We start from the raw sequence: 24581 nt of genomic DNA, 5'->3' as shown, positions 1-24581 counted from the left end.
CGAAAGCTGCGGCCGTTGTGGGGAGGAGTCCTCCCGAAGCAATGCGCTGACTATGCGTCTGCGAGAACCTTCGTGACGTTCGGGTCCACGGCGATGCCGGGGCCGAAGGTGGTGGTCACGGTGGCCTTCTGGATGTAGCGGCCCTTAGCTGCGGACGGCTTCAGGCGAAGTACTTCTTCCAGGGCAGCGGCGTAGTTCTCGGCCAGCTTCTGGGCGTCGAAGGACGTCTTGCCAATGATGAAGTGCAGGTTGGAGTGCTTGTCGACGCGGAAGTCGATCTTGCCGCCCTTGATGTCGGAGACAGCCTTGGCAACGTTCGGGGTCACCGTGCCGGTCTTCGGGTTCGGCATGAGGTTACGCGGGCCGAGCACGCGGCCCAGGCGGCCGACCTTGCCCATGAGGTCCGGGGTAGCCACTGCGGCGTCGAAGTCGGTCCAGCCTGCTGCGACCTTTTCGATCATGTCGTCGGAACCAACGAAGTCGGCTCCGGCAGCGATAGCTGCTTCAGCCTTCTCGCCGGTGGCGAAGACGAGGACGCGGGCGGTCTTGCCCGTGCCGTTGGGCAGGTTGACCGTGCCGCGGATCATCTGATCGGCCTTGCGGGGGTCAACGCCCAGGCGGAAAGCAACCTCAACGGTGGCATCCGTCTTGGACGGGTTGGTTTCCTTGGCCAGTGCTACGGCGTCAACCGGCGCGTACAGCTTGTCCGCGTCGATCTTTGCCACAGCGGCTTCATATGCTTTGCTGCGCTTTGCCATCTGCTTTTTCTCCTTGTGCAGTTGTGGTCTGTCGGACCGCGCTCGGCCCTGCCACGTGCCGTGACGCCCATTGCGGGCGATTCGGCTGAATGAATTTGGTTGTGCCCGGCCATTCGGCCGTGCGGTAAGGCTTTATTAGCCTTCGACGGTGATACCCATGGAACGGGCGGTGCCGGCGATGATCTTGGCGGCGGCCTGAACGTCGTTGGCGTTCAGGTCTTCCATCTTCGCGGTGGCGATCTCTTCGATCTGTGCCTGGGTCAGCTTCGCAACCTTGACGGTGTGCGGGGTGCCGGAGCCCTTGGCAACGCCTGCAGCCTTCTTGATCAGTTCAGCCGCCGGAGGCGTCTTGGTGATGAAGGTGAAGGAGCGGTCTTCGTAGACCGTGATTTCGACCGGGATGACGTTTCCGCGCTGGGATTCCGTTGCAGCGTTGTACGCCTTGCAGAATTCCATGATGTTGACACCGTGCTGGCCAAGGGCGGGACCAATCGGAGGAGCCGGGTTGGCGGCGCCTGCATTGATCTGCAGCTTGATAAGGCCGGTGACCTTTTTCTTGGGGGCCATGAAAGGGTCCTTCTCTGAAATAAGTTCCCGAAGGACAGGAGCGTCCGTCCGGGTTGGTGGCCGCCGTGGCGCGGCGGCCTTACGCTGCCCTGCAGGATAAAGCGGTCCTGCACGCAGCGAAGTCTCTTACTGGATCTTGGTGACCTGTCCGAAGGAGAGCGTAACCGGGGTTTCGCGCTCGAAGATGGTCACCAGCACCACCAGCTGCTGGGATTCGGGCTTGATCTCGGAGATCGTGGCCGGGAGGGTCTCGAACGGTCCCTCGTTGACGGTCACGGACTCGCCGACCTCGAAGTCCACGGCGATGGCAGCCTGGGCTGCCTTGGCCGGGGCACCGGAAGCAGTGGTCTTCGGGGACACCACGGTGTGCTCAAGCATGGAGAAGACTTCGTCCAGGCTCAGCGGGACCGGGTTATGGGCGTTGCCGACGAAGCCGGTGACACCGGGAGTGTGGCGGACGACGCCCCAGGAAGCATCCGTGAGTTCCATGCGCACCAGCACGTAGCCGGGGATGCGCACACGGTTCACGATCTTGCGGGTGGTGTTCTTGATCTCGACGACTTCCTCCATCGGAACCTCGATCTGGAAGATGTTCTCTTCCATGTCGAGGGTCTGGATGCGGGTCTCGAGGTTTGCCTTTACGCGGTTTTCGTAACCTGCGTAGGAATGGATGACGTACCAGTCACCCTCCTGGCGGCGCAGCTTGGCCTTGAAGGCGGCAACGGGATCTTCTTCGGGCTCGGCAGCAGCGGCGGTTTCGTCCCCGGCCTCTGCTTCTTCGGCGGGAGCCTCTTCAGCATTCTCCGCGTCTTCGGCCGATGCGTCACCGGCATCCGCCGCAGCGGCTGCTTCGGTCACCTGATCCTCGGTATCCAGATCAGCGGTTTCGTCATTGATCTGTGAATCGAGTTCTTGCTCGGACACGTAGATTCCTGCTTTCTTCTTCAGCTCTATTGGTCTGTCACTAGCTCAGTTCTTCGAACGGACCTTCCCCGCACGGCTGGCGACAGGGAATTCGATGGCTAGCTTTCGCCGCCGCCCGAACCGAAGATCCACAGTGCGCCAGCACCAAAGACAAAGTCCAGAAGGGACACGATGATAATCATGACCACCACGAAGGCGAGAACCACGATGGTGAACCGGACCAGCTCCTTGCGGGTGGGGGTTACAACCTTCTTCAGTTCTGCAATAACCTGGCGCAGGAAGAGAGCGATGGCGCCGAAGAAGCCCCGCTTCTTCGCAGGCTTGCCGGAGGGGTGTCCCTTGGAGCTGCTGGCAGCTGTCTCGGTCACCTTTCGCCTCACTCATCTGTTCGGTTCACGGCTCCGCAGCCTCAGGCTGGGCACCGCTGCTTCATGAAGGACTGCTTTAGACGGCGAAACCGACGTCATGCGCAGGGCAGACAGGACTCGAACCTGCAACCTGCGGTTTTGGAGACCGCTGCGCTACCAATTGCGCCACTACCCTTCGGGAGAGTTCCACTTTACCGGCACATCCCGCACATAACCTAACCGGTCCGCGGGCATGCTCCAGCATCAAGAGAACAACACCGAGGAACAAGTCTACGCAATCTTTGCCCCCGAGTCGAACCGGGGGTGGAACAGGGCCCAATCCCCGCCTGCACACGGCGGAACCGGCCGGCGCCGGAGGAGGAAATCCGTGCAGTGCGACCGGCCCCGGAACTGTAAAAGACTGCAATGTGTTCCAGGCACGCCTAAGCTTGGCTTGCATAAAGTGACGCCGCGGCGCTTCCCGGACGGACCCAGGGTCCCCGAAAGAAACCGCAGGCCACCAGCAGGTACGAACTCAATACAGCACGCATCCAGCATCAAACCAGACGGGAACGCCATGCCTTCCAACGGCCGAATCTCAGAGCGCATCGCCTCCATTGCGGAATCCGCCACCCTTGCAGTCGACGCGAAGGCCAAGGCCCTGAAGGCTGCCGGCCGCCCGGTCATCAGCTTCGGTGCCGGTGAGCCCGATTTCCCAACTCCCGGGTACATCGTCGACGCCGCCGTCGCCGCCGCGCAGGACCCGCGCTTCCACCGCTACTCCCCCGCATCCGGCCTGCCGGAGCTGAAGAAGGCGATTGCGGAGAAGACCCTGCGCGATTCAGGCTATTCCGTGGAACCGTCCCAGGTCCTGGTAACCAACGGCGGCAAGCAGGCCGTGTACGAGGCATTTGCGACGCTGCTCAACCCGGGCGACGAAGTCCTGGTCCCCACTCCGTACTGGACCACGTACCCCGAGGCAATCCGCCTCGCCGGAGGCGTTCCGGTGGAAATCTTCGCGGGCCCGGAACAGGATTACCGCGTCACTGTCTCGCAGCTGGACGCAGCCCTGACGGAGAAGACCAAGGTGCTGCTCTTCGTTTCCCCGTCCAACCCGACCGGTGCCGTGTATCCGTCCGACGACGTCGCCGAGATCGGCATGTGGGCAGCGGACCATGGCCTGTTCGTGGTTACGGATGAGATTTACGAGCACCTCACCTACGGCGGAGTGCCCTTCACCTCCATTGCCACCCGCTGCCCCGAGCTGGGCGACAAGGTGGTCATCCTCAACGGAGTTGCCAAGACCTACGCCATGACGGGATGGCGGGTCGGATGGATGATCGCCGCCCCCGACGTCATCAAGGCAGCCACCAACCTGCAGTCCCACCTGTCTTCCAACGTCTCCAACATCTCGCAGATGGCTGCGCTGGCAGCTGTCTCGGGCCCCCTCACCGCAGTGGATGAGATGAAGATTGCCTTCGACCGGCGCCGGCGGGCCATGGTGGAGGCGCTCAACTCGATCGACGGCGTGCTCTGCCCGATGCCCGAGGGCGCGTTTTACGCCTACCCCGACGTGCGGGGGCTGCTGGGCCGGGAATTCCCGAATGCCGCAGGCCCGGTTCGTCCGCAGACTTCAGCGGAGCTTGCCGCGCTGATCCTGGACGCCGTCGAAGTCGCCGTGGTCCCGGGCGAAGCCTTCGGTCCCTCCGGGTACCTGCGCCTGTCCTACGCCCTGGGCGATGAGGACCTTGCCACCGGCATGGACCGGCTGAAGGAATTCCTGGGCCAGGCCAAGCCCTAGAGCAGCCTGCGGGCTGCAGCCCACCGGGTCAGTTCATGCCTGGATGAGAGCTGCAGCTTCCGCAGGACCGCAGAAACATGCGTTTCCACGGTCTTTACGGAAATAAAGAGTTCCCGGGCCACCTCTTTATAGCTGTAGCCGCGGGCAATCAGCCGCATGACCTCGCGTTCGCGGACCGAGAGGCGGTCGAGTTCATCCTCCACGCTGACGGTCGTTGATGCCCCGAAAGCATCGAGGACGAATCCGGCCAGACGCGGAGAGAAGACGGCGTCGCCGCCTGCCACCCGGACTACCGCGTCGGAGATCTCCGCACCGGAAATGGTCTTGGTGACGTAGCCCCGTGCCCCGGCGCGAATGACGGTGACGACGTCCTCAGCGGCGTCGGAAACGCTCAGGGCCAGGAACCGCGTGGTGGCCAGGAGATCCGCGCAACCCGCGATGACCTCCGCACCGCCTCCCCCGGAACCCCCTGGGAGGTGGACATCCAGCAGGACCACCTGCGGACGGGCGCTGCGGATGGCCGCGACGGCGCTTTCCACGGTTGCCGCCTCCCCCACGACGTGGACCCGTGCGTCCAGGTCTGCCTTGAGTCCGGACCGGAAGATGGCGTGGTCATCTACCACCACCACGTCAATGGGTTCTGCCGCAATGCTCACGTGTTCTCCGCTTCCTTCTGCTGCGCTGCCGGTGCGTCCGTACCGGTCAGGGGCAATGCCAAATGTATCTCGGTGCCGTTTGGGCTGGTTCGGATCCGGGCTGTGCCGCCGTGGCGCTGCATACGCCCAATAATGGATTCCCTCAGGCCCAGCCGGTCCTGAGGTACGGAGTCCGGATCGAAGCCCGAGCCGCGGTCGCGGACGAACACCTCAGCGGATTCGGGGCTGCACTCCAGGTAGAGCGATATCTGGCCGCCTGCATGCTGGGCCGCATTGAACAGTGCGGCCCTGGCAGCCTGCACCAGTGCGGAACTCTGGACCGTGAGCTCCGCGGTCCCCACGGCAACAAAGTCCACCGGATGCCCGTAGGCGTCTTCGACCTCGGCGGCGACGGCCTTCAGCGCGTCCGCCAGCGTTCCCGTGCCTTTCTCCGGGTCCGCGTAGAGCCACTGGCGCAGTTCCCGTTCCTGGGCACGCGCCAGTTTGATGACGTCGGACTCGGACCCGGCGCGGTTTTGGATCATCGCCAGCGTCTGCAGCACCGAGTCATGGAGGTGGGCGGCGATTTCGGCCCGTTCGGTCTGCCGGATGCGCCCGGCGCGTTCAGTCTGGAAAGCACGCCACCACCGAACGGCCCAGGGCGCCAGCACCAGCGCGATGCCCGCGAGGACCGCCAGCGAAGCCACGGAAGCAGCGAGCAGCACGTCCCAGGTGATGGATCCGGAGACAACCAGCAGGAACCCCGAAATGACCAGGACCAGTCCGGCGATAAGCCTCAGCAGCCCCATCTTCCGGTCTGCTCCGGCGCCGGCAACAAGCCCGGCCTTTCGACTGGCATCCAGCTGGGACCAGGCCAGGACTGCACCGGCAGCGATCACGGCGAACGGGAAGATCATCTGGAGATTGATCTGCGCTCCGAGTGCCTGTGCCACCACTGCGGCAGCAACCCCCAGCAGGGCGAGTCCGATCAGGATCTCGCGGCTGCCGATCAGCCCCGCACCGGCGCCCGTCCGGGCCGGCTGGCCCTGCTGCAGGTACCGGGCAAAGTTCTCAGCTACGCTGCGCGGGTTCTTCTCCCCCGCCGCTGCCTGTTCCTCGGCGGTGGGCACCATAATCCAGAGCCAGCCGTAAAGCACGACGCCGGCACCGGCCACCAGCGAGAGCACCGCCATCAGGATGCGGACAGTCCCTACGGGCATGCCGAGGTGGACTGCCAGCCCGGAGCAGACACCGGCAACCACCTTCTCGGGGGCGCGGAGCAGGGGAGGTCTCATGCTCCAATCCAAGCACGGCAGCGGCCGGGAACCGGCACATATTTCCTTTCCGGTTCCCGGGTCAGGGGTACGTTCAGGGGTCGCTCAGGGGAAACCCGGATGTGCGGGCGTCCCCCGGTTGGAAGACTGGAAGCATGAACCCGCACTCAACTAACCCCGGAACCCCCGGCGGGGAACACACCCCGCCAGTGCCGCCGGCCATGCCCGGCACGCCGCCCCCCGGCGCACCTGCCCAGAACTCCTTTTTTGCCTGGATCCGCCAACTGGGGATCCGCCGCTCCCCGGACCGGTGGATAGGCGGCGTGGCCGGAGGAATCGGCCAGCGCACCGGCCTGGACCCGGTCCTTGTCCGAGGGCTCGTGATCGTGCTTTCGATCTTCGGTATCGGAGTCGTCCTTTATGGCGTTGCCTGGGCGCTGCTGCCCGAGCCGGACGGACGGATCCATCTCGAAGAGGCTGTCCGCGGCACCTGGACCGCCGGGATGACCGGAGCGCTGGTCTTTACCGTCCTGGGACTGAGTGGTCCGGGCATCTCCTTCTGGGCCAACGACGGGTGGCTGGGGTCCGTGTTCTGGGGCCTGTTCTGGGTAGCAGCGGTGCTGCTGGGCATCTACTGGCTCACCACTCGGAACAACAACAAGGGCCCGGGGACGGGGAATCGTCCGGGAGGTCCGTCCGCCTACGCGGAGCCGGGCCAGCCCGATCCGAACCAGCCGCCCGCTCACCAGCACGGCTGGTCCTCTGCAAGCTCATACGCGGGCAGAACCGAGACCGGCCAGAACGCAACCTCCCAGCCCGCCGGCTCTGCGCCTGCCGGCCCGCCGCCCGTGGGCTATCCCGGCCCGGAGGCGCCGACGATGCCACTGCCCTACGGTGCACATTCCGCGTCTCCGGCCGGGCACGCCAACCCCGCCGGCCCGGGCTTCGACGGCTTCTACGTACAGTTCCCGCCTCCGGGCAAGGAGCCCAAGCCGGTCAGCTGCCATCCGCCGGCGTCGTGGGTCGCCCTGATCTGCGGGTTTGCGCTCCTGGCCGCCGGGGTGCTGCTGGCGCTGGACTACAGCGGCATCTACGTGACCGGTTCCCCGGTGACTGTTGCCCTGGCTGCAGCCGGTGTTGTCTTTGGCCTGGGAATCGTGGGGCTGGGCGCGGCCGGCAGGTCCTCGGGACTGGCAGGCGGACTCGGTGTCCTCACCCTGATTGCTGCCCTGCTGTTCAACGGCAGCTTCGCCTACCGCAACCTCGTGGTGGCAAACCAGTCCGACTGGAGTGCCAGCCAGTCCACAGCGGCGTCCGAGGGCTACAGCGTTGCCGCTGCCGACGGAAACCTGGACCTGCGCGGCCTGGCGAGTGAACTCAAGGACGGAGACATCACCGTTCCGGTGAGCGTGGCGGCCGGGGACCTCAGCATCCTGGTTCCCGACGACGTGCCGGTCTCGGTCTACTCCGAAATGGCCCTCGGCAATGTGGAGCTCGAACACGACGGCAGGTACAGCTCCGCAGGGGGTCTGTGGGTGGGACCGCAGGAGCGGCAGCTCAACCCTGAGGCGCGGGGCAACCGCATCATCATCGAAATCAAAGGTGTCGCCAGCAACGTGCTGGTGACCACGGACGAAAGCAGCCTGGACCGATGAGCGAATCCCAAAACGAACCACGCAGTTTCGACGCCGATCCGGCTGCTTTTGGAGCACCTTCGGAAGCAGGGTATGTGCCGGAAACCGAACCCGAGCGCCGGCCCCTGCGCGTTGGCACAATCGTCTGGGGCCTGGTCCTGGCTGTGGCGGGAGCCCTGGTCCTCGCGGTCCAGCTCACCGGCATTCGGCTGGACACGGGCATGGTCCTGCTGGGCCTCCTCATCGGAGCCGGGGCGGCCCTGGTCATCGGGGGCCTGCTGGCTGTCCTGGGCAAGAACCGCTCCGCCTAGGGCTGCCTGCCGGGTTTCCGCCCCTGGCCGAACCGGCCCGCAAAGAGTGTACGAATCCAAGAAGTCCAAGAAGAAGGAAAGAATCAACTGATGGATAAGTTTTTCGACGTATTGCGTTCCTCACCCATCAAACGGGCCCGCGGCGGTTGGCTGGCGGGAATCTGCGCCGGCATTGCCCAAAAATTTGGCTGGGATGTCTCCCTGGTCCGCATTGTGGTCCTGCTGAGCTTCCTGCTGCCGTTCATCGGCATCGGCACCTACCTGGTGGCCTGGCTCCTGCTGCCCACCACGGACGGAACCATACTGCTGCAGAAGTTCATCAGGCGCTGATCATGGCCGGGCCCGGCACTCCCCGTGCGCAGCGGCAACAAATCCGCGTAATGCCGCGCCCGGTCGGAGTGCCGGGTACCGGGCGCCAGCCTGAGCGTGGCTAGAATCAATGGAGGCCGCCGCCCACCTACCAGATCCAGGGGTCACGTAATGAAGATCGGCATCCTTACCAGCGGGGGCGACTGCCCCGGACTCAACGCGGTGATCCGCGGAGCGGTACTCAATGGGATCAAGACCCATAACGTCGAGTTCGTCGGTTTCCTCGACGGATGGCGCGGGGTAGTCGACGGCGACGTCATCGACCTGCCCCGTACCCGGGTGCGCGGCATTTCCAAGCAGGGCGGAACCATTCTGGGCACCTCCCGCACCAACCCCTTCGAAGGTCCCAACGGCGGACCCGAGAACATCCGGAAAACGCTTGAGCGGCTCGGGATCGACGCCGTCATCGCCATTGGCGGGGAAGGCACGCTCGCTGCCGCCCAGCGGCTGACCGACGCCGGGCTGAAGATCGTGGGTGTCCCCAAGACCGTGGACAATGACCTGGATGCCACCGACTTCACCTTCGGGTTCGACACGGCCGTCCAAATTGCCACCGAAGCGATCGACCGTCTCCGCACCACCGGCGAGTCCCACCACCGCTGCATGGTGGCCGAAGTCATGGGCCGCCACGTCGGCTGGATTGCGCTGCACTCCGGCATGGCGTCCGGTGCCCATGCCATCCTGATTCCCGAAAAGCCCGTGAGCCTGGACCAGATTGCCCAGTGGGTAACCGAGGCCCGGGACCGCGGCCGTGCGCCCCTGGTGGTTGTGGCGGAAGGCTTCGTCACCACTGACATGGAAGCCCCGCACTCCGAGCGTGGGCTGGATTCCTTCGGCCGTCCGCGGCTCGGCGGGATCGGCGAGCTCCTGGCGCCGGAAATCGAGGCGCGAACAGGGATCGAAACCCGTGCCACCGTCCTGGGCCACATCCAGCGCGGCGGTGTCCCCACCGCCTTTGACCGGGTCCTGGCCACCCGGCTGGGCATGGCTGCCGTGGATTCGGTCATGGACGGGCTGTGGGGAACCATGGTGTCCCTGCATGGAACCGACATTGTCCGGGTAGGGTTCGAGAAGGCCCTGGATAACCTCAAGACCGTTCCGGAGCACCGCTACGACGAAGCGGCCATTCTTTTTGGTTAGGCCCCCTATCAGTTTGGCATCCGCACCTTGCGCCGCCCTGCGCACACACGTGTAGCTTGAATCCTATGGACCTTGACCCCGGCACTATTGCCATCATCCAGCTCGCCTGGTCCCGCAGGCTGGGGCTGGAAGACGACGCCCTCTCGGCTGCGGAGGATGAAGAGCGCATTTACGACGTGCACGACGAAGCGAACGAAGTGAAGTTCGTCCGGCTGTTCGGCCGCGAAGTTTTTTCCGGACCCGAGTGGGCAGCCGAACAGGTTCGCTCCAAAAGCACGGCTGAACTCAGCAGCTTCTCCGGGCTGCTGCGGCTTTCCCTGGACCACGGTGGCCGGGGAATGGCGGAGGAGCACCTGTACTACACGGATTCATATCCGCCGATCCCGGGGGCAGAAGAGCTGGCCGTGGCCGATGACTACCACTATGCCGAAGCCCTCGAGCGGCTCTGCCCCCCGGACGACGTCGTGGAAGCCAAGCTCTCCGGCCGCGAAATCCTCTTCGTCCTGGTCGATGACACAGGTCCCGGCGCTCCGGTCCCGGTAGCCGGCGCCGGCTACAGCATCCGCGAGGGGATCCTGGCCGACGTGGGAACATTGACCGCCCCGGACCACCGGATGCGGGGGCTGGGCTCCTACATCACGTCCGTCGCAGTGGAAGACGCAATGGCTGCCGGGCTGATCCCCCAGTCCCGCATCCAGTCCAATAATCTTGGTGCCAGCCGGACAGCTGCACAGGCCGGGTTTGTCTCTGCGGGCCTGTGCACCTCGGTATCGCTTCCGGCTTAGCCGCGGCGGCTGCCGGTGGATCCGTGACGGCCCTCCGGTGCCCCGCAGCTCCGGGGTGCTAGCTTTCGAGGAGATCCGCGCGCTGGAAGTAGGCAGCGGTGGCGCGGGCTGAGGGATTGCCGGCGTCAGCATCGGCACCGGCACCCAAAAGGGTACGGACAACGTCCGCATAACCCTTGAAAACTGCCCCTGCCAGCGGAGACTGTCCCCGGTCGTTGAGTGTGTTGACGTCCGCACCAAGCTCGATCAGCGCCTGAACCGTCCCGGCATGCCCGTGGTAGGCGGCAAGCATGAGCAGGGAATCCCCTGCGGCGTTGGTCAGCGTGACGGGAACACCGGCGCTGATGTAGGTGCGCAGCAGGTCCGTGTCCCCCTGGCGGGCGCCGTTGAACAGCCGTTCGGCGAGCTCCAGCATTTCCTGGTCTGCTGCGCTGCCCTGCGCCTGGTCCGGTGAGTCAGTCATCCAGCTCTTGTCCTTTCGTGCCGGCCGCTGCCGGCCCTCGTGAGTCCTCTCCCCTGCCCGCCGGGTACTAGCGCGGGCGCGGGCTCCGCAGCAAACCGGTGGGCCGGCCCACAGCCTGGCCTGCATCCGGGGAAACAACCAGTTCCTGGGCTGCGGCGTAAAGCTCGCCCTCGTCGTCGACCGTCAGCTGCTCGTCCGGGTCAACCGAACGCTTGATGACGGCCAGGGCAATGGCCCCCATCTCGTAATGCTGGGCCACGGAGGTCACCCGGCCGACTACCCGCTCACCGAGCTTCACCGGGCTTCCGGCGGCTGGGAGGGTGTGCTGCGAACCGTCCAGCTGCAGGAAAACCAGCCGGCGCGGCGGATGCCCAAGGTTATGGACGCGCGCAATGGTTTCCTGGCCCTTGTAGCACCCCTTGGCCAGGTGGACGGCGGTTCGAATCAGGTCCAGTTCGTGCGGAATAGTCTTGTCATCGGTCTCCGCGCCAAGGCGCGGACGCCAGGCCGCGATACGGAGTGCTTCGGCGGCCATGGATCCGGCCAGGGCCTGCCCGGAGGCACCCACAGCGTCCTCGAGGCCTTCCCGCGGAATCAGGTACTCGTGCCAGGGGCGTTCGTGTCCCGGGTGTGCCGGTTCGTCAGTTGCGGTGTACGCATGCCCTCCCGGCGAAACCCGGGGCCAGGGATCGGTCCACACCGCGAAGTCCGACCAGGCAGTCACCGGCGCAACGGAACCAGCCACGGCCCAGTCCGCAGTGACGTCACTGACCTCCACGCGAAGCATGAACTTCATGCTGTCCAGCCATGCGCTGAGCTCCGGGGCCTCGTCTCCCTCGACAATCAGCCAGGTGCGTTCGCCGTCATCCAGCACACGGGCGTCGTGTTCGATCCTTCCCTGCACGCTCAGCAGCAGCAGCTCGGAGCTCTCACCGGGTTTCAGGGCAGCGACCTGCTGGGAGGAAAGGGTGTTGAGCCAGCTCAGCCTGTCTTCGCCGGAGACCGTGACGACGCCGCGGCTGGAGAGGTCGGTAACGGCTTCGCCGCGGGCCAGGGCCCGCTGCTCACGCAGGGGGTCGCCGTAGTGGGCTGCCGTACCGGCATCGGCGCCGGCAGCTTCGACGGCTCCAGGGCGGTTAAGGAGGGGGCTTTTGATGCTCATGTCAGGTGCAACGTCCTGCCAGGTAAGGGTATTCCGGTCCCCGGGCTGCGGGGATCAGTCCTGTTTTTTGAGGATCGCGGAGGCATGCGCTTCGAGTGCCTTGCCTTCGGCCGCGACGTCCCAGCGCCAGTAAAGGTCACCGTTGACCAGCCCGTAGATCCGGGTTGCCGCGGTGTATTCCTTCGAATTCACGCCGCGCATCACAAGGTCCGTGGTGAGCTGGATCTGCGGGCCCTTGATCTGGCCGTAGTAGAGTTCCGCGATGCCGCCCGGGTGCACGATGGTGGCGGTAATGTCGAAGCCACCGGAATCGTTGCGCAGTTCTTCAACCTCGTCGGCGCTCCGCAGGGCCGGGACGATGTCCGCGGGAATGAGGCCCGGACCGCCGTCGGCGTCGTTCAGCGGGCGGTCCAGCGCCCAGAAGCCGGTCTCCACGGCGAGCGGGCGCAGCACTGTGCCTGCCTCGTCCGTCAGCCAGCTCTCCGCCGTGTACTGCAGGTAGGGCAGACCGTTCTGCCGGAACGTAACACGCTGGGAGAAATGCTCGGACTCCGCGTCGCCTTCACCAAGGCGGCCGGTTCCTTCCCAGACTCCCAGGAGCCAGGAGAGAGGAACGAGTTCGGGCGTGAGGTCTGTGGGGATCTCCATTGGCATGGCCGGACCCTTCCCTGGTCAGTTCGGGCGGTTTTAAGGTTTCGAGTTACTTCTGGCCTTTGTACAGGCGGGAAACAACAAGGGCTGCGAAACCTGCCATGGCCAGGCCAGTGACACCCAGAAGGACAATGAAGAAGATTTCAAGAGCAAGAAGCGACATGCCTCCATCCTAACCCGGTCTGCGGGTGCTTTGTCTCTTGTGACTCCCCCGCCGCGGGGCCTAGGGGAGAAGGAGCCGGCCGGCAAAGTACACGGCGGTACCCAGCGCGAGGACCGGGGACGCACCGGCCGCAACGATCCCCAAAACGCCGGGAGAACCATCCCGGCTAAGCGACAGCCGGCGCACGGCAACAATCACCGCTGCGCAGAGCGCGCCCACAAAGGCACCCGCCGGGATGGGCAGGCCGGGAACCAGGGCGGCTGCGCCGGCACCGGCAAGGGCGCCGGCAACGACGCCGAACGGTGCGGTGATACGGTCCGCCAGCGGTATGAGGGAGATGAGGATGGCCACAGCGATGGCTGCGGCTCCGGCCGAGATGAGTCCAGCGGACCCTTCCCCTCCCGGCAGGCGGTCGGCTGCGACCCAGCCGGCGGCCATCCCGGCAACGAGGGATCCGCCGATCACGCCGATGGTGGATTCAAGGCGGTGCGGCTGCCCGGTGCCGCGCAGCAGCTGGATGAGGAACACGGCCCCTACTCCAACGGCAACAATGCCGGGCATCCAGGTGAGCATGGCGGTGGCAGGAGCGAAGTAGGCGGCCGCAACTCCGCCGGCGCCCACGAGCGCAAGCACCAGGCCCTGGCTCTTGCGGGCTGGAACACCCAGAAGGTACGGCCAGCCGAAGCCGGCTGCCGCGGCTGCAGCTCCGGTGAACAGCGCCACGGCTTCCGGGGAAACAAAGGATGCCGCCACGATTCCGACCAGTACAGTTGCCGCCGGCACCGCTATGCTCCAAGGTTTCACCCTAGCCATACTGCCTTATTACGCAGCGTGGATAAAAGCTACGGGCTGCCGGGCCGCCGCTGGGTATACTTTCAACCACTCTTCGGCCGCTGGGGACCGGACGGGATAACGTGCCCAATGATGTGCGCCCAACTTTCGGAGGATCCATGTCGCACATTCTGCTCCTGACCAACAGTCCGGGGTCATCTGTTGAGGTCCTCCCTGCCCTGGAGCTGCTCAACCACAAAGTCCACATCCTCCCCGCGGAGCCCACTGCTCTCCTGGACAGCGACCCCTGCGACGTCGTGCTGGTTGATGCACGCAAGGACCTGGTGGGAGCGCGGTCGCTGACCCAGCTCCTCAAGGCCACCGGCCTGGACACCCCCCTGGTACTGGTGCTCACCGAAGGCGGCATGGCCGCCGTCGCCGCCAACTGGCTGGCCGACGACGTCGTCCTTGACACTGCAGGTCCGGCTGAGCTGGAAGCCCGGCTCCGCCTGGCCGTCTCCCGGACCCAGGCGGCTGCGGAGGAATCCAGCACCGAGATCCATGCCTCCGGCGTCGTTATCGACGAAGCGAGCTACACCGCACGCGTCAGCGGTACGGCACTGAACCTGACGTACAAGGAGTTCGAGCTGCTCAAGTACCTGGCGCAGCACCCCGGCCGCGTCTTCACCCGTGACCAGCTCCTGCATGAGGTGTGGGGCTACGACTACTACGGCGGCACCCGCACGGTGGACGTCCACGTGCGGCGGCTGAGGGCGAAGCTGGGACCGGATCATGAGAACCTGATCGGCACCGTCCGCAACGTCGGTTACCGCTTCGCGAAGGCACGCACACTCGAGGAGCAGGCAGCGGTGGCGGGGCACGAAGCGTAAGCCGTCTCCCGTCCGGCGGCCTGAGTGGTTAGTCTTCTTCAATGAGCGAGAACCCCCTGACCACATGGCCTGTCCTCACTACGCGCGGCACCCCGGAAGAAGCCGCCCTTCGCGGCATTCTGGAACTGGCCGCTGCTGCTGCCGAGGCCGACGGCAATCCCCCCTTCTCCGAGCAGACCCTCGTTGACCTGCGCTCAACCACCGCGGACCCCGACCGGGTGCGTGTCTTCCTGGCGCTGACCCACGATGAGCATTCGGACCCCGCCACGGCGCAGGAGCTCGCCGGGGCAGCCGTGCTCACCGTTTCCGCGGAGGATGAGACAGGCGTGCTGGAACTTGTGGTGCACCCCAATTACCGCAATAAGGGAGTTGGCACCGCCCTAGCCCAGGCCGCGAGGCAGGACGCCGGCCAGGACTTCAAGGCGTGGTCACACGGGAACCATGAAGCTGCGGTGAAACTCGCCGCCCGGTTCGGATTCCACCCGGTGCGCGAACTCTGGCGCATGCGGCTCTCCCACGACGCACTGTCCCAGGGGCTCCCAACCGCCGAGGTGCCCGACGGCGTGCTGGTGCGTACGTTCGTGCCCGGCCAGGATGAGGACGCGTGGCTGGCAGCGAATGCTGCGGCCTTCGCCCACCATCCGGAGCAGGGATCGATGACCCGGGCCGACCTGGAAGCGCGAATGGCCGAAGACTGGTTCGATCCCAACGGCTTCCTGCTCGCCGTCCGCGAATCCGACGGCGAGCTGCTGGGCTTCCACTGGACCAAGGTCCATCCCCGCAGCGGGAGCCACCCGGCCATCGGCGAGGTCTACGTGGTTGGCGTGACGCCGCAGGCCCAGGGAACAGGCCTTGGGAAAGCGCTGACACTTGCCGGAATCAGTTACCTGCACGAATCCGGCCTGGACGCCGTCATGCTCTACGTGGACGCAGACAACACGGCAGCGGTGGCCCTCTACCGCAAGCTCGGTTTTGTGCGCTGGGACGTGGACGTGATGTACGCGGCCGAATAGCCGCCGGCTGCTTGTAGGGTTGAGGAGAGGGCGCGGTGCCCCTGCATTGCAGGGGCACCGGGCCTGCCAGAACTGCCAGGGAGAAACATTATGGATTCCGATACCGCAGCCGGCGCACGGTCGCCCTTTGGGTCGTCCGAGGCGATGCCTGCCCCGCGGGCCACACAGGACCGCATCGATATTCCGGATTTCGGGCCCGCCCTGCTGCCCAGCGGCGACATAACCCCCGATCGTTTCCTTGACCGGGAGATCAGCTGGCTGCATTTCAACGCAAGGGTGCTGGAACTGGCCGAGGATCCGGACCTCTACCTGCTGGAACGGGTCAATTTCCTCTCCATCTTCGCCTCCAACCTGGACGAGTTCTTTATGGTCCGGGTGGCAGGGCTGAAGCGGCGCATCGCCACCGGGCTGGCAGTGCCGTCCGCTGCGGGCCTGAGCCCGGTGGAACAGCTGGAACAAATCACTGAGGCCGGCTACCGGCTGCAGCAGCGACATGCCGAGGTTTTCGCCCGGCAGATCCGCCCCGCCCTCGAGAAGGAGAACATCCATCTGGTGGGCTGGCGGGACCTCGACGACGCTTCCAAGGCCCAGCTGCACCGGCAGTTCGCGGCCAAGGTCTTCCCTATCCTCACCCCGCTGGCCGTAGACCCGGCCCACCCATTCCCCTACATCTCCGGACTCTCCCTGAACCTCGCCGTCGTGGTCCGTAATCCGGTCAGCGGCAAGGAATTCTTTGCCCGGGTGAAGGTCCCGGACCAGCTCCCGCGCCTCATCTCCGTGGACGGACCGCGCGCCGGAAACGTTGCGGGACGCACGGCCCGGTTCATCCCGCTCGAAGACGTCATTGCCGAGCACCTGGACCAGCTCTTCCCCGGCATGGACGTAATGGAGCACTACACTTTCCGGGTCACCCGCAACGAGGACCTTGAGGTCGAAGAAGACGACGCCGAGAACCTGCTGCAGGCACTCGAAAAGGAACTTCTGCGCCGCCGGTTCGGCCCGCCCGTCCGGCTTGAAGTAACCCCGGACATCAATCCCAGCATCCGCCAGCTGCTCATCCGCGAGCTGGGGGTGGAGGCCGACGAGGTCTACACCCTTCCCGGCCCGCTGGACCTGCGCGGGCTCAGCCCCATCAGCCAGATTGACCGGCCGGACCTGCACTACCCCAAGCAGGTTCCGCACACCTCCCTGCACCTGAAGGAATCCGAGACGTCCAAGCCGGCCGACGTCTTTGCCGCCATGCGCCGCCGGGACATCCTGCTGCACCACCCCTACGATTCCTTCTCCACTTCCGTCCAGGCATTCCTTGAACAGGCTGCGGCCGATCCCCGGGTGCAGGCCATCAAGCAGACCCTGTACCGGACGTCGGGTGACTCCCCCATTGTGGATGCACTGATCGACGCCGCGGAATCGGGCAAGCAGGTCCTCGCCCTGGTCGAGATCAAGGCGCGCTTCGATGAACAGGCCAACATCTCCTGGGCGCGGAAGCTGGAGCAGGCCGGCGTCCACGTGGTGTACGGAATCGTGGGCCTGAAGACCCACTGCAAGCTTTCCCTGGTGGTGCGGCAGGAAGTCGACGGGCTGCGGCGCTACTGCCACATCGGCACCGGTAACTACCATCCGCGCACGGCCCGCTATTACGAGGACCTGGGCCTGCTGACCGCCAACGAAAAGGTGGGAGAAGACCTCACCAAGCTGTTCAACCAGCTCTCCGGCTACGCCCCCAAGTCCACCTTCAAACGGCTGCTGGTGGCACCCCGCTCCGTGCGTTCAGGCCTGATCGACCGCATTGAACGCGAGATCGCCAACAAGAAAGCCGGACTGGACGCCCGGGTGATCATCAAGGTGAATTCAATGGTGGACGAGGCCATCATCGATTCCCTGTACCGGGCATCGCAGGCCGGAGTCCGCGTAGACGTGATTGTGCGCGGCATCTGCTCGGTGCGGCCCGGGGTGCCCGGCCTCAGCGAGAACATCACCGTCCGGTCCATCCTCGGGCGTTTCCTGGAGCACTCACGGGTCTTCGCCTTCGCCGACGGCGGCAACCCCGTGGTCTACATCGGTTCGGCAGACATGATGCACCGCAACCTGGACCGCAGGGTGGAAGCCCTGGTCCAGCTGGGATCCACCGAGGACATCGCAGACCTGATTGAGCTCATGGACCGTTACCTCGATCCAGGCACGGCGAGCTGGCACCTGGACGCCGACGGCATCTGGACCCGGCACCACAAGGATGGTGAAGGCAACCCGCTTGAGGATGTGCAGTCCTGGCTGCTCGCCTCCCGCTCGCGCCAGCGCGCACTGGCCCGCCGCTGATGCACACCGAGGAGCCCGCTGCGGAACGCCTGCCGCTGGACACTCCCGGCGATGGACGGGATACGCCGGAAGACACTGCCGCCCTGCTGCTGAACGGCAAAGCGACAGCACTCGACCTGGCCGGCGACCCCAAGGTTGTCGCTGCCGGGGCCCTGTGCTGGCGCGTGCGCGGCGACCAGCTTGAAGTACTGCTGATCCACCGGCCGCGGTATGACGACTGGTCCTGGCCGAAAGGAAAACTGGACTCCGGCGAGACCATTCCGGAATGTGCGGTCCGGGAAGTGAAAGAGGAAATCGGGCTGGACATCCGGCTTGGCATCGCGCTGCCGGAAACCCGATATCCGGTCTCTTCCGGAATCAAGGCCGTGCATTACTGGGCCGCCAACGGAACCAACGCCAAACCCCGTCCCGACGGAAAAGAAGTGGACGGCGTTCGGTGGTGCCCCCCGGAGGAAGCCGCGGCCCTCTTGACCAATCCCACGGACCGGCTTCCCCTCGAGGCACTCGTCACCGCCCATCAGGACGGCGACCTGGACACCTGGCCGCTCATCATTGTCCGCCATGCCAAAGCAAAACCGCGTTCGTCCTGGGCACGTGCCGAAGGCGACCGTCCGCTGGCTGCCACCGGCCAGCGACAGGCCAAGGCCGTGTCGCGGCTGCTGCAGGCCTGGCATCCGGACCGGGTGGTATCCAGCCCGTGGCTTCGCTGCGTGCAGACCATGGGTCCGTATGTGAATACGCGCAAACCCAAGTTCAAGACCGTGGATGCCCTCACCGAGCACAATGCCAAGCGCAAGCCTGGCAAGGCACGGCTGGCGGTGGACAATCTGTTCGAGAAGGCCCGCCCGGTGGCATTATGCACGCATCGCCCGGTGCTGCCGCTGGTCTTCGGTGTTCTCGCCGAGCAGATGGAGGACTGGATGGCGGCGCTCCTGCCGGACAAGGATCCCTACCTTGCCCCGGGCGAGGTGGTGGTCTGCCAGGTGAGCCGGCGGAATCCCCGGCGGATCATCTCGCTGGAGCGGTACCGGCCGTTCGACGACTAGCTTCTCCGGGCACGGTGCTGAGGGAAGCCAAACCTTGGCGAGCTAAGCCTATCCGTCCTTTTCTCCGCAGGTCAGCGGGCATATTGTGTCCCCATGAGCAAATTCACTGATCTCCTTGAAGCCCAGATTGGCAACGAGTTCAACGCGTCGCAGCAGTATGTGGCCATGGCCGTGTACTTCGACGGCGAAGACCTTCCGCAGCTGGCCCGCCACTTCTACGCCCAGTCTGTCGAAGAGCGGAACCACGCCATGATGCTGGTCCAGTACATGCTGGACCGCGACCTGCCCGTCCGGATTCCCGGCGTCGATCCCGTGAAGAACGACTTCAGTGACGTCGTCGAGCCGATCGCCCTGGCTTTGGCCCAGGAGAAGCAGGTCACCGCCCAGATCGAAGCCCTGTTCGCAGCAGCACGCGCGGAAGGCGATGCGCTGGGCGAACAGTTCATGCTCTGGTTCCTTAAGGAACAGGTGGAGGAGGTCGCCTCGATGAGCACGCTGCTGACCGTGGCCCGCCGGGCGGACAACTTGTTCGACCTGGAGAACTTCATGGCCCGCGAACGCGTGGGAGACGGCGGGGACGACGCCGGTGCACCCGAGGCGGCCGGCGGCGCCCTCTAACCCCTCGAGATCACAGAAACTGCCCGTATGAGCGCTCATACGGGCAGTTTCTGTCATCTCGGGGATTGACGGACGGAGTTATGTACCAGAGACTTGGCACAATCTGACATCCAGAGTCCCGGGGGATCCTATGGCTGCGGCCGCAATATCGGCTCTTGGCACCATCCTTTTCTGCGCCGCCGTCGTCGCTTTTGTGGTGCTTACCGTCCGGCCCAGGCCGGGAAGTGAAACGCGGACCGTGACGGAAGCTGCCCAAAAGTACGCCCGCCGCATCGGTATAGTGGCCCTGGGCACGGCTCTGTGGCTCCCGGGAGTGCTCCAGCCCGTGCTCCGGGAAACGGGCGGCGAACTCTGGTGGGACGGACACTATGCCGTTTCCTCCGCCCTGGTACAGCTGGGGGCTCCCACAGTCTTCTCCCTGGCTGTGCTGGCCGTTGGTGAACTGACCTGGCCCCGCCCGCGGGGAACCGTCCGCACTGCCCGGCTGCAGCACCGTGGAGTCCGCGGGCTGATCCCCCGCTACATGACCTGGGTGGCCTGTTTTTTCCTGGCCTATAACCTGCTCATCCTGGGGACCACCCTGGCCCGCGACCCCGGCTCCGCTTCCACTCAGCACCTCCTGACGGGATGGGCTCCCTGGCTGCTGCTCACCGTGGCCGCGGTCGCCGGGGTCCTCAAGCTCATCTCCGTGCGGCCCGTCGTTCCGGGTACGGCACCGGAAGCCGACGCCGTGCTCCGCCTCGCCTCAGCCCACCGGGTCATGCGCACCGCGGCCGGCGTCATGATCATGCTGGCCTCGTCCGGGGGCGTCTTCCTCTCGAACTACCCGGATCCACCCGGACTCAGCGCGGGCGGTGAAGCACTGCGGTATGTATCCCTCTGGATCGTCTTCGGCGGCATCCTGACCCTCCTGGCGCGGGCGCCCCGGGTCCCCCTGCCGGAACCGTCCGGTTCCGGCAGCCCGGACGCCCCCGCACTGTCCCCGCTCGGGGTGAAGTCCATGGCCGCCAGCCTGCGCCTGACCATTGCCGGACCGGCAGCTGCAGGCTTCGTCGGAATCATCGTCTTCGCCCTGGCGATGCAGCACCGTGTTGCCGCGGTCCTCGCCCTGGCTGCGGCGGCGGTAACCTTCACGGCACTGTGCGCCGCGGCGGAGTACAACCATACCCGTCGCATCCGCAGGACTCTGGCCGCCGCGGAGCCGATGGACGCGGACTCCGCAGAGTTCCTCCGAACGCCCCGCTGGCTGATGTGGACCGGGACGGCAGGGGCAGCGCTGACCCTCGGCGTCCTTCTGGGTGCAGCACTGCTCGGCCCGTCAATTGACCGCGCGGCCCTAGGCTACGCCGAGGCTGAAGCCAGCATCCGCAGCCACCAGGATGCCCCTTCGGCGGGCGGTGCAATAATCCCCGAGCCCTTTTTCGATTGGCGGTTTGCCCTCAGCTCTGCCCTTTTGGTCCTGCTCCTGCCGCTGGCGACCGACCTGGTATCCCGTAAGGTCCTTGCCAGGCCTGCATTGTCCGGTGACCGGGACACTGACCTCAGGCTTCGAAGGGTGGCGCTGTTCCGTCTGGCCCGGACGAGCACCGCCACGTGCCTGGCCGCTGCCGGGCTGGTGCTCACCGATGTCTCCCGCCAGAGCCGCTGGGCCAGCACCTATAACCCCGACATCCCTCTCGAACCTCCCCTGGACTGGCTGGCGCCGCTGGTCCAGCAGGCCAGCGCGGCGAGCACCCTTCTGCTGCTCGCCGCAGTCGTGGTTGCCTGGCGCCAGTTTGGTCCGTCCCACTTCCCGGATGATCCGCGCTACGCCGAGCAGGCAGAGCTTCCCCCGGCGCAGCGGGCATGAGCGCACAGATCCGGGTGGATCTGGCCTCCCCTGTTCCTCCGTACGAACAGATCCGCTCACAGGTGAGCGCCCTGGCAACAGCAGGAGTCCTGTCACCGGGTGAGAGGCTGCCCACCATCCGCATGCTGGCCGCTGACCTTGGCGTGGCCCCGGGTACGGTCGCCCGGGCCTACAAGGAACTCGAAGCCGAGGGAACCGTCACCGCGCTGCGCCGCCGGGGCACGGCCATAGCGCAGCGTGCTGCCACGCCTACGAGTGGCCCGGGCAGTGTCCCAGCCGAGGTGGGCGCCGCCGTCGGCCACCTTGTCTCCACTGCGCACCGGCACGGGCTTCCCGACGCCCTTGTGCTCTCGCTCCTGGCGGATTCGCTGTCCCGGAGACGCTTCGACACTAGACTGGAGCCGTGACCACGATTCCCACTCCGTACGAAGACCTGCTGCGCGACATCCTGGCGCACGGCACCCCGAAGTCCGACCGCACCGGCACCGGTACGCGCAGTGTCTTTGGCCGCCAGATGCGCTTCGACCTCAGCGAGTCCTTCCCGCTGATCACCACCAAGCGCGTGCACTTCAAGTCCGTGGCGCTGGAACTGCTGTGGTTCCTGCGCGGAGACTCGAATGTCCGCTGGCTGCAGGAACGCGGCGTCACCATCTGGGATGAATGGGCGGACGACGACGGCGAGCTGGGGCCGGTCTACGGCGTCCAGTGGCGCTCCTGGCCCACGCCGGACGGCGGGCAGATCGACCAGATCGCGAAGCTGGTCGACGGCCTGAAGAACAACCCGGATTCACGGCGGCACATAGTCACTGCCTGGAACCCGGCAGAAGTGGAGAACATGGCGCTGCCTCCGTGCCACGCCATGTTCCAGTTCTACGTGGCGGACGGCAAGCTCTCCTGCCAGCTCTACCAGCGTTCTGCGGACACCTTCCTGGGCGTGCCGTTCAACATTGCCTCCTACGCGCTGCTCACCCTGATGGTGGCGCAGCAGGTGGGCCTGGAGCCGGGCGAGTTCGTCTGGACCGGCGGCGACGTGCACATCTACGACAACCATCTGGACCAGGTAACGGAACAGCTGTCCCGCTCACCGTTCCCGTATCCTAAACTGCGGCTGAGGCGGAAGCCTGCCAGCATCTTCGACTATGAGCTTGATGACTTCGAGGTCCTGGATTACCAGCACCACCCCGGCATCAAGGCACCTATCGCCGTGTGAAAGGGCACCCGTCTTGACTGAATCGAACAGGTTCGCAGATTCAACCCGCTACTACCCCGTCGGCCGCGCCGGCGAAGAGGGGCTGGAACTCAACGACGCCCTGGCAGCCCGGGGCTACGGGAACACCGGCGTGCCGCTCGTTGGCATGATCTGGGCGCAGACCACCGACGGCGTCATCGGCAAGGACGGCGGCATGCCCTGGCACCTGCCTGAAGACCTCGCGCATTTCAAGGCCAGCACACTGGGACACCCCGTCATCATGGGCCGGCGCACCTGGGAGTCCTTCCCGGAAGCGTTCCGGCCGCTGCCGGGGCGGAAGAACATTGTGATTTCCTCCCGTGAGGGACTGGCCGCCGAGCTGGAACCGACGGGCGCCGTCGTCGTGCCGTCCCTGGAAGCTGCGCTGGAAGCCGCTGAAGGAAGTGAAGGCAGCAGCCGAATCTGGATCGTAGGCGGATCCCAGGTATATGCCGAGGCCGAGCCCCTGGCGGATGTTGCGGTGGTCACGGTGATCAACACCGAGACTGAGGGCGACAGCTATGCCCCTCATCTGGGGGCAGACTGGACGTTCAGCGGCGTCAGCCCGGCACAGGACTGGTACACGTCCGCGAACGGACTGCAGTACAGGTTCGCGCTGTGGACCCGGAACCGGAACGTAACCGAGCAGGACGGCTGAGAACCCCTGCCCTAGACTGAAGGCATGACTTCAGCAGCTTCTTCTGTCCCTACCGCGGGCTTCGTCGGCTGGCGGGGCATGGTCGGTTCCGTCCTTATGCAGCGCATGCAGGAGGAAGGCGATTTCGACCTGATCAACCCCGTCTTCTTCTCCACCTCCAACGCGGGCGGCGCAGCGCCGTCCTTCGCTGAAGGTGCGGGCCCCCTGCAGGATGCCTACGACGTCCAGACGCTGGCCAAGCTGCCGATTATTGTTACGACCCAGGGCGGTGACTACACCTCCGAGGTTTACCCGAAGCTGCGCGACGCCGGCTGGGACGGCCTGTGGATCGATGCCGCCTCCACCCTGCGCATGGATGACAGCGCCATCATCGTGCTGGATCCGGTCAACCGGGACGTCATCGATGCCGGGCTGGCCCGCGGCGTGAAGAACTTCGTGGGCGGCAACTGCACCGTCTCCTGCATGCTCATGGGCCTGGGCGGACTGTTCCGCAACGGCCTCGTGGAGTGGGGCACTTCCATGACCTACCAGGCAGCGTCCGGCGGCGGTGCCCGGCACATGCGTGAGCTGCTCAACCAGTTCGGTGCCCTGAACTCCGCCGTGGCAGCGAACCTCGCCGATCCGGCGTCGGCCATCCTTGAAATCGACCGCGCAGTGCTGGCCCAGCAGAAGGATCCGTCCATGGATTCTTCCCAGTTCGGCGTTCCGCTGGCCGGTTCCGTGATCCCGTGGATCGACGCCGACCTGGGCAACGGGCAGTCCAAGGAAGAGTGGAAGGGCGGCGCGGAGACCAACAAGATCCTCGGCCTCGGCTCCGATTCCGGCAGGATTCCCTTCGACGGACTCTGCGTCCGCATCGGCGCCATGCGCTCACACTCCCAGGCCCTGACCCTCAAGCTCACCGAAGACCTTTCCGTCGCCGAGATTGAACGGATCATCGACGCGGACAACCAGTGGGCCAAGGTGGTTCCGAACACCAAGGAAGCCACCATGGAACAGCTCACCCCGGTGGCTGTGACCGGAACGCTGGACATTCCGGTGGGCCGTATCCGCAAGCTTGAAATGGGCCCGGAGTACATCAGCGCGTTCACCATCGGCGACCAGCTGCTCTGGGGTGCCGCCGAGCCGCTGCGCCGGATGCTGCGCATCGCGACCGGCAACCTCTAGAAATTCACCGCCAGCTTCGAGAGGCCACTTACGGCTCTTTT

Annotated in this window: 26 protein-coding genes and 1 tRNA gene; 16 read left to right on the top strand and 11 right to left on the bottom strand. The window is 65.6% G+C overall.

What is annotated here, in order from left to right; translation table 11 throughout:
• Positions 1–50: 50 nt before the first annotated feature.
• From rplA to ABFX29_RS08035, 5 genes are all read right to left on the bottom strand, one after another.
• Complete coding sequence (rplA, locus tag ABFX29_RS08055; RefSeq protein WP_152226438.1) at positions 51–758, bottom strand: 50S ribosomal protein L1; 708 nt, start codon at positions 756–758, stop codon at positions 51–53.
• Between the two features lie 135 nt (positions 759–893).
• Positions 894–1325: a 50S ribosomal protein L11 gene (gene rplK, locus ABFX29_RS08050; protein ID WP_152226437.1), complete on the bottom strand. Its 432-nt coding sequence runs from the start codon at positions 1323–1325 to the stop codon at positions 894–896.
• A 126-nt stretch (positions 1326–1451) separates the two neighbouring features.
• Positions 1452–2249, bottom strand: coding sequence for a transcription termination/antitermination protein NusG (gene nusG / locus ABFX29_RS08045; protein WP_152226435.1), 798 nt, complete (start codon positions 2247–2249; stop codon positions 1452–1454).
• A 98-nt stretch (positions 2250–2347) separates the two neighbouring features.
• Positions 2348–2617 carry a preprotein translocase subunit SecE gene (gene secE, locus ABFX29_RS08040; RefSeq protein ID WP_091602578.1) on the bottom strand — a complete coding sequence of 90 codons (270 nt, stop codon included), beginning with the start codon at positions 2615–2617 and terminating at the stop codon, positions 2348–2350.
• 102 nt (positions 2618–2719) lie between these two features.
• Positions 2720–2792: transfer RNA gene (locus ABFX29_RS08035), tRNA-Trp, on the bottom strand.
• 381 nt (positions 2793–3173) lie between these two features.
• Here ABFX29_RS08035 and ABFX29_RS08030 point away from each other — a divergent pair.
• Positions 3174–4397: a pyridoxal phosphate-dependent aminotransferase gene (locus ABFX29_RS08030; RefSeq protein ID WP_152226433.1), complete on the top strand. Its 1224-nt coding sequence runs from the start codon at positions 3174–3176 to the stop codon at positions 4395–4397.
• Here the strand turns inward: ABFX29_RS08030 and ABFX29_RS08025 are convergent.
• Positions 4394–5053, bottom strand: coding sequence for a LuxR C-terminal-related transcriptional regulator (locus ABFX29_RS08025; RefSeq protein ID WP_152226431.1), 660 nt, complete (start codon positions 5051–5053; stop codon positions 4394–4396). The two genes, ABFX29_RS08030 and ABFX29_RS08025, sit on opposite strands and share 4 nt — an antisense overlap.
• Positions 5050–6327: an ATP-binding protein gene (locus tag ABFX29_RS08020; protein ID WP_152226429.1), complete on the bottom strand. Its 1278-nt coding sequence runs from the start codon at positions 6325–6327 to the stop codon at positions 5050–5052. Before ABFX29_RS08020 ends, ABFX29_RS08025 begins: the two co-directional genes overlap by 4 nt.
• Before the next feature lie 134 nt (positions 6328–6461).
• Here ABFX29_RS08020 and ABFX29_RS08015 point away from each other — a divergent pair, with 134 nt between their 5' ends.
• The 5 genes from ABFX29_RS08015 (at position 6462) to ABFX29_RS07995 (ending at position 10545) form a co-directional block, all read left to right on the top strand.
• Positions 6462–7961 (top strand): PspC domain-containing protein, encoded by a 1500-nt coding sequence (locus tag ABFX29_RS08015; RefSeq protein ID WP_152226427.1) that lies wholly within the window; start codon positions 6462–6464, stop codon positions 7959–7961.
• Positions 7958–8251 carry a hypothetical protein gene (locus ABFX29_RS08010; protein ID WP_246167268.1) on the top strand — a complete coding sequence of 98 codons (294 nt, stop codon included), beginning with the start codon at positions 7958–7960 and terminating at the stop codon, positions 8249–8251. The genes ABFX29_RS08015 and ABFX29_RS08010 overlap by 4 nt, the downstream gene beginning before the upstream one ends.
• Positions 8252–8341: 90 nt before the next feature.
• Entirely contained in the window at positions 8342–8581 is a 240-nt protein-coding gene (locus ABFX29_RS08005) for a PspC domain-containing protein (RefSeq protein ID WP_152226425.1), read from the top strand.
• Positions 8582–8731: 150 nt separating this feature from the next.
• On the top strand, positions 8732–9760 hold the full coding sequence (locus ABFX29_RS08000) for a 6-phosphofructokinase (RefSeq protein WP_152226423.1): 1029 nt from the start codon (positions 8732–8734) through the stop codon (positions 9758–9760).
• 65 nt (positions 9761–9825) lie between these two features.
• Positions 9826–10545 (top strand): GNAT family N-acetyltransferase, encoded by a 720-nt coding sequence (locus ABFX29_RS07995; protein WP_152226421.1) that lies wholly within the window; start codon positions 9826–9828, stop codon positions 10543–10545.
• Between the two features lie 58 nt (positions 10546–10603).
• Here the strand turns inward: ABFX29_RS07995 and ABFX29_RS07990 are convergent, their stop codons facing one another.
• The 4 genes from ABFX29_RS07990 to ABFX29_RS07975 form a co-directional block, all read right to left on the bottom strand.
• Positions 10604–11008 (bottom strand): ankyrin repeat domain-containing protein, encoded by a 405-nt coding sequence (locus ABFX29_RS07990; RefSeq protein ID WP_152226419.1) that lies wholly within the window; start codon positions 11006–11008, stop codon positions 10604–10606.
• 67 nt (positions 11009–11075) lie between these two features.
• Positions 11076–12170 carry a CAF17-like 4Fe-4S cluster assembly/insertion protein YgfZ gene (ygfZ, locus tag ABFX29_RS07985; RefSeq protein ID WP_152226417.1) on the bottom strand — a complete coding sequence of 365 codons (1095 nt, stop codon included), beginning with the start codon at positions 12168–12170 and terminating at the stop codon, positions 11076–11078.
• Positions 12171–12224: 54 nt separating this feature from the next.
• Positions 12225–12824, bottom strand: a complete 600-nt coding sequence (locus tag ABFX29_RS07980; protein WP_152226415.1) for a nitrobindin family protein — start codon at positions 12822–12824, stop codon at positions 12225–12227.
• A gap of 220 nt (positions 12825–13044) precedes the next feature.
• Complete coding sequence (locus tag ABFX29_RS07975; RefSeq protein WP_152226413.1) at positions 13045–13767, bottom strand: hypothetical protein; 723 nt, start codon at positions 13765–13767, stop codon at positions 13045–13047.
• A 167-nt stretch (positions 13768–13934) separates the two neighbouring features.
• Between ABFX29_RS07975 and ABFX29_RS07970 the strand changes: the two genes are divergently transcribed.
• The 10 genes from ABFX29_RS07970 (at position 13935) to asd (ending at position 24540) form a co-directional block, all read left to right on the top strand.
• Positions 13935–14645, top strand: a complete 711-nt coding sequence (locus tag ABFX29_RS07970; RefSeq protein ID WP_152226411.1) for a winged helix-turn-helix transcriptional regulator — start codon at positions 13935–13937, stop codon at positions 14643–14645.
• A 41-nt stretch (positions 14646–14686) separates the two neighbouring features.
• A complete protein-coding gene (mshD, locus tag ABFX29_RS07965; RefSeq protein WP_152226409.1) occupies positions 14687–15658 on the top strand; it encodes a mycothiol synthase in 972 nt (323 codons plus the stop codon).
• Between the two features lie 90 nt (positions 15659–15748).
• Positions 15749–17974, top strand: a complete 2226-nt coding sequence (locus ABFX29_RS07960) for an RNA degradosome polyphosphate kinase (protein ID WP_152226407.1) — start codon at positions 15749–15751, stop codon at positions 17972–17974.
• The gene (locus tag ABFX29_RS07955; protein WP_387015394.1) at positions 17971–19020 is read left to right on the top strand and encodes an NUDIX hydrolase; all 1050 of its coding nucleotides are present in this window, start codon (positions 17971–17973) and stop codon (positions 19018–19020) included. The genes ABFX29_RS07960 and ABFX29_RS07955 overlap by 4 nt, the downstream gene beginning before the upstream one ends.
• Positions 19021–19113: 93 nt before the next feature.
• Positions 19114–19638, top strand: a complete 525-nt coding sequence (locus ABFX29_RS07950; RefSeq protein WP_152226403.1) for a ferritin — start codon at positions 19114–19116, stop codon at positions 19636–19638.
• Between the two features lie 130 nt (positions 19639–19768).
• Positions 19769–21487 (top strand): hypothetical protein, encoded by a 1719-nt coding sequence (locus ABFX29_RS07945; protein ID WP_152226401.1) that lies wholly within the window; start codon positions 19769–19771, stop codon positions 21485–21487.
• Positions 21484–21894, top strand: coding sequence for a GntR family transcriptional regulator (locus tag ABFX29_RS07940; protein ID WP_152226399.1), 411 nt, complete (start codon positions 21484–21486; stop codon positions 21892–21894). Before ABFX29_RS07945 ends, ABFX29_RS07940 begins: the two co-directional genes overlap by 4 nt.
• Positions 21891–22697 carry a thymidylate synthase gene (locus tag ABFX29_RS07935; RefSeq protein WP_152226397.1) on the top strand — a complete coding sequence of 269 codons (807 nt, stop codon included), beginning with the start codon at positions 21891–21893 and terminating at the stop codon, positions 22695–22697. Before ABFX29_RS07940 ends, ABFX29_RS07935 begins: the two co-directional genes overlap by 4 nt.
• Before the next feature lie 13 nt (positions 22698–22710).
• Positions 22711–23373, top strand: coding sequence for a dihydrofolate reductase (locus tag ABFX29_RS07930; protein ID WP_246167266.1), 663 nt, complete (start codon positions 22711–22713; stop codon positions 23371–23373).
• Positions 23374–23397: 24 nt separating this feature from the next.
• Entirely contained in the window at positions 23398–24540 is a 1143-nt protein-coding gene (gene asd, locus ABFX29_RS07925) for an aspartate-semialdehyde dehydrogenase (RefSeq protein WP_152226395.1), read from the top strand.
• Positions 24541–24581 lie beyond the last annotated feature (41 nt).

Origin of the sequence: Arthrobacter gandavensis, from assembly GCF_039528575.1 — a bacterium.
Classification (GTDB): Bacteria; Actinomycetota; Actinomycetes; order Actinomycetales; family Micrococcaceae; genus Arthrobacter_B; species Arthrobacter_B citreus_B.
This window is presented reverse-complemented; position numbering and strand designations above follow the sequence as displayed.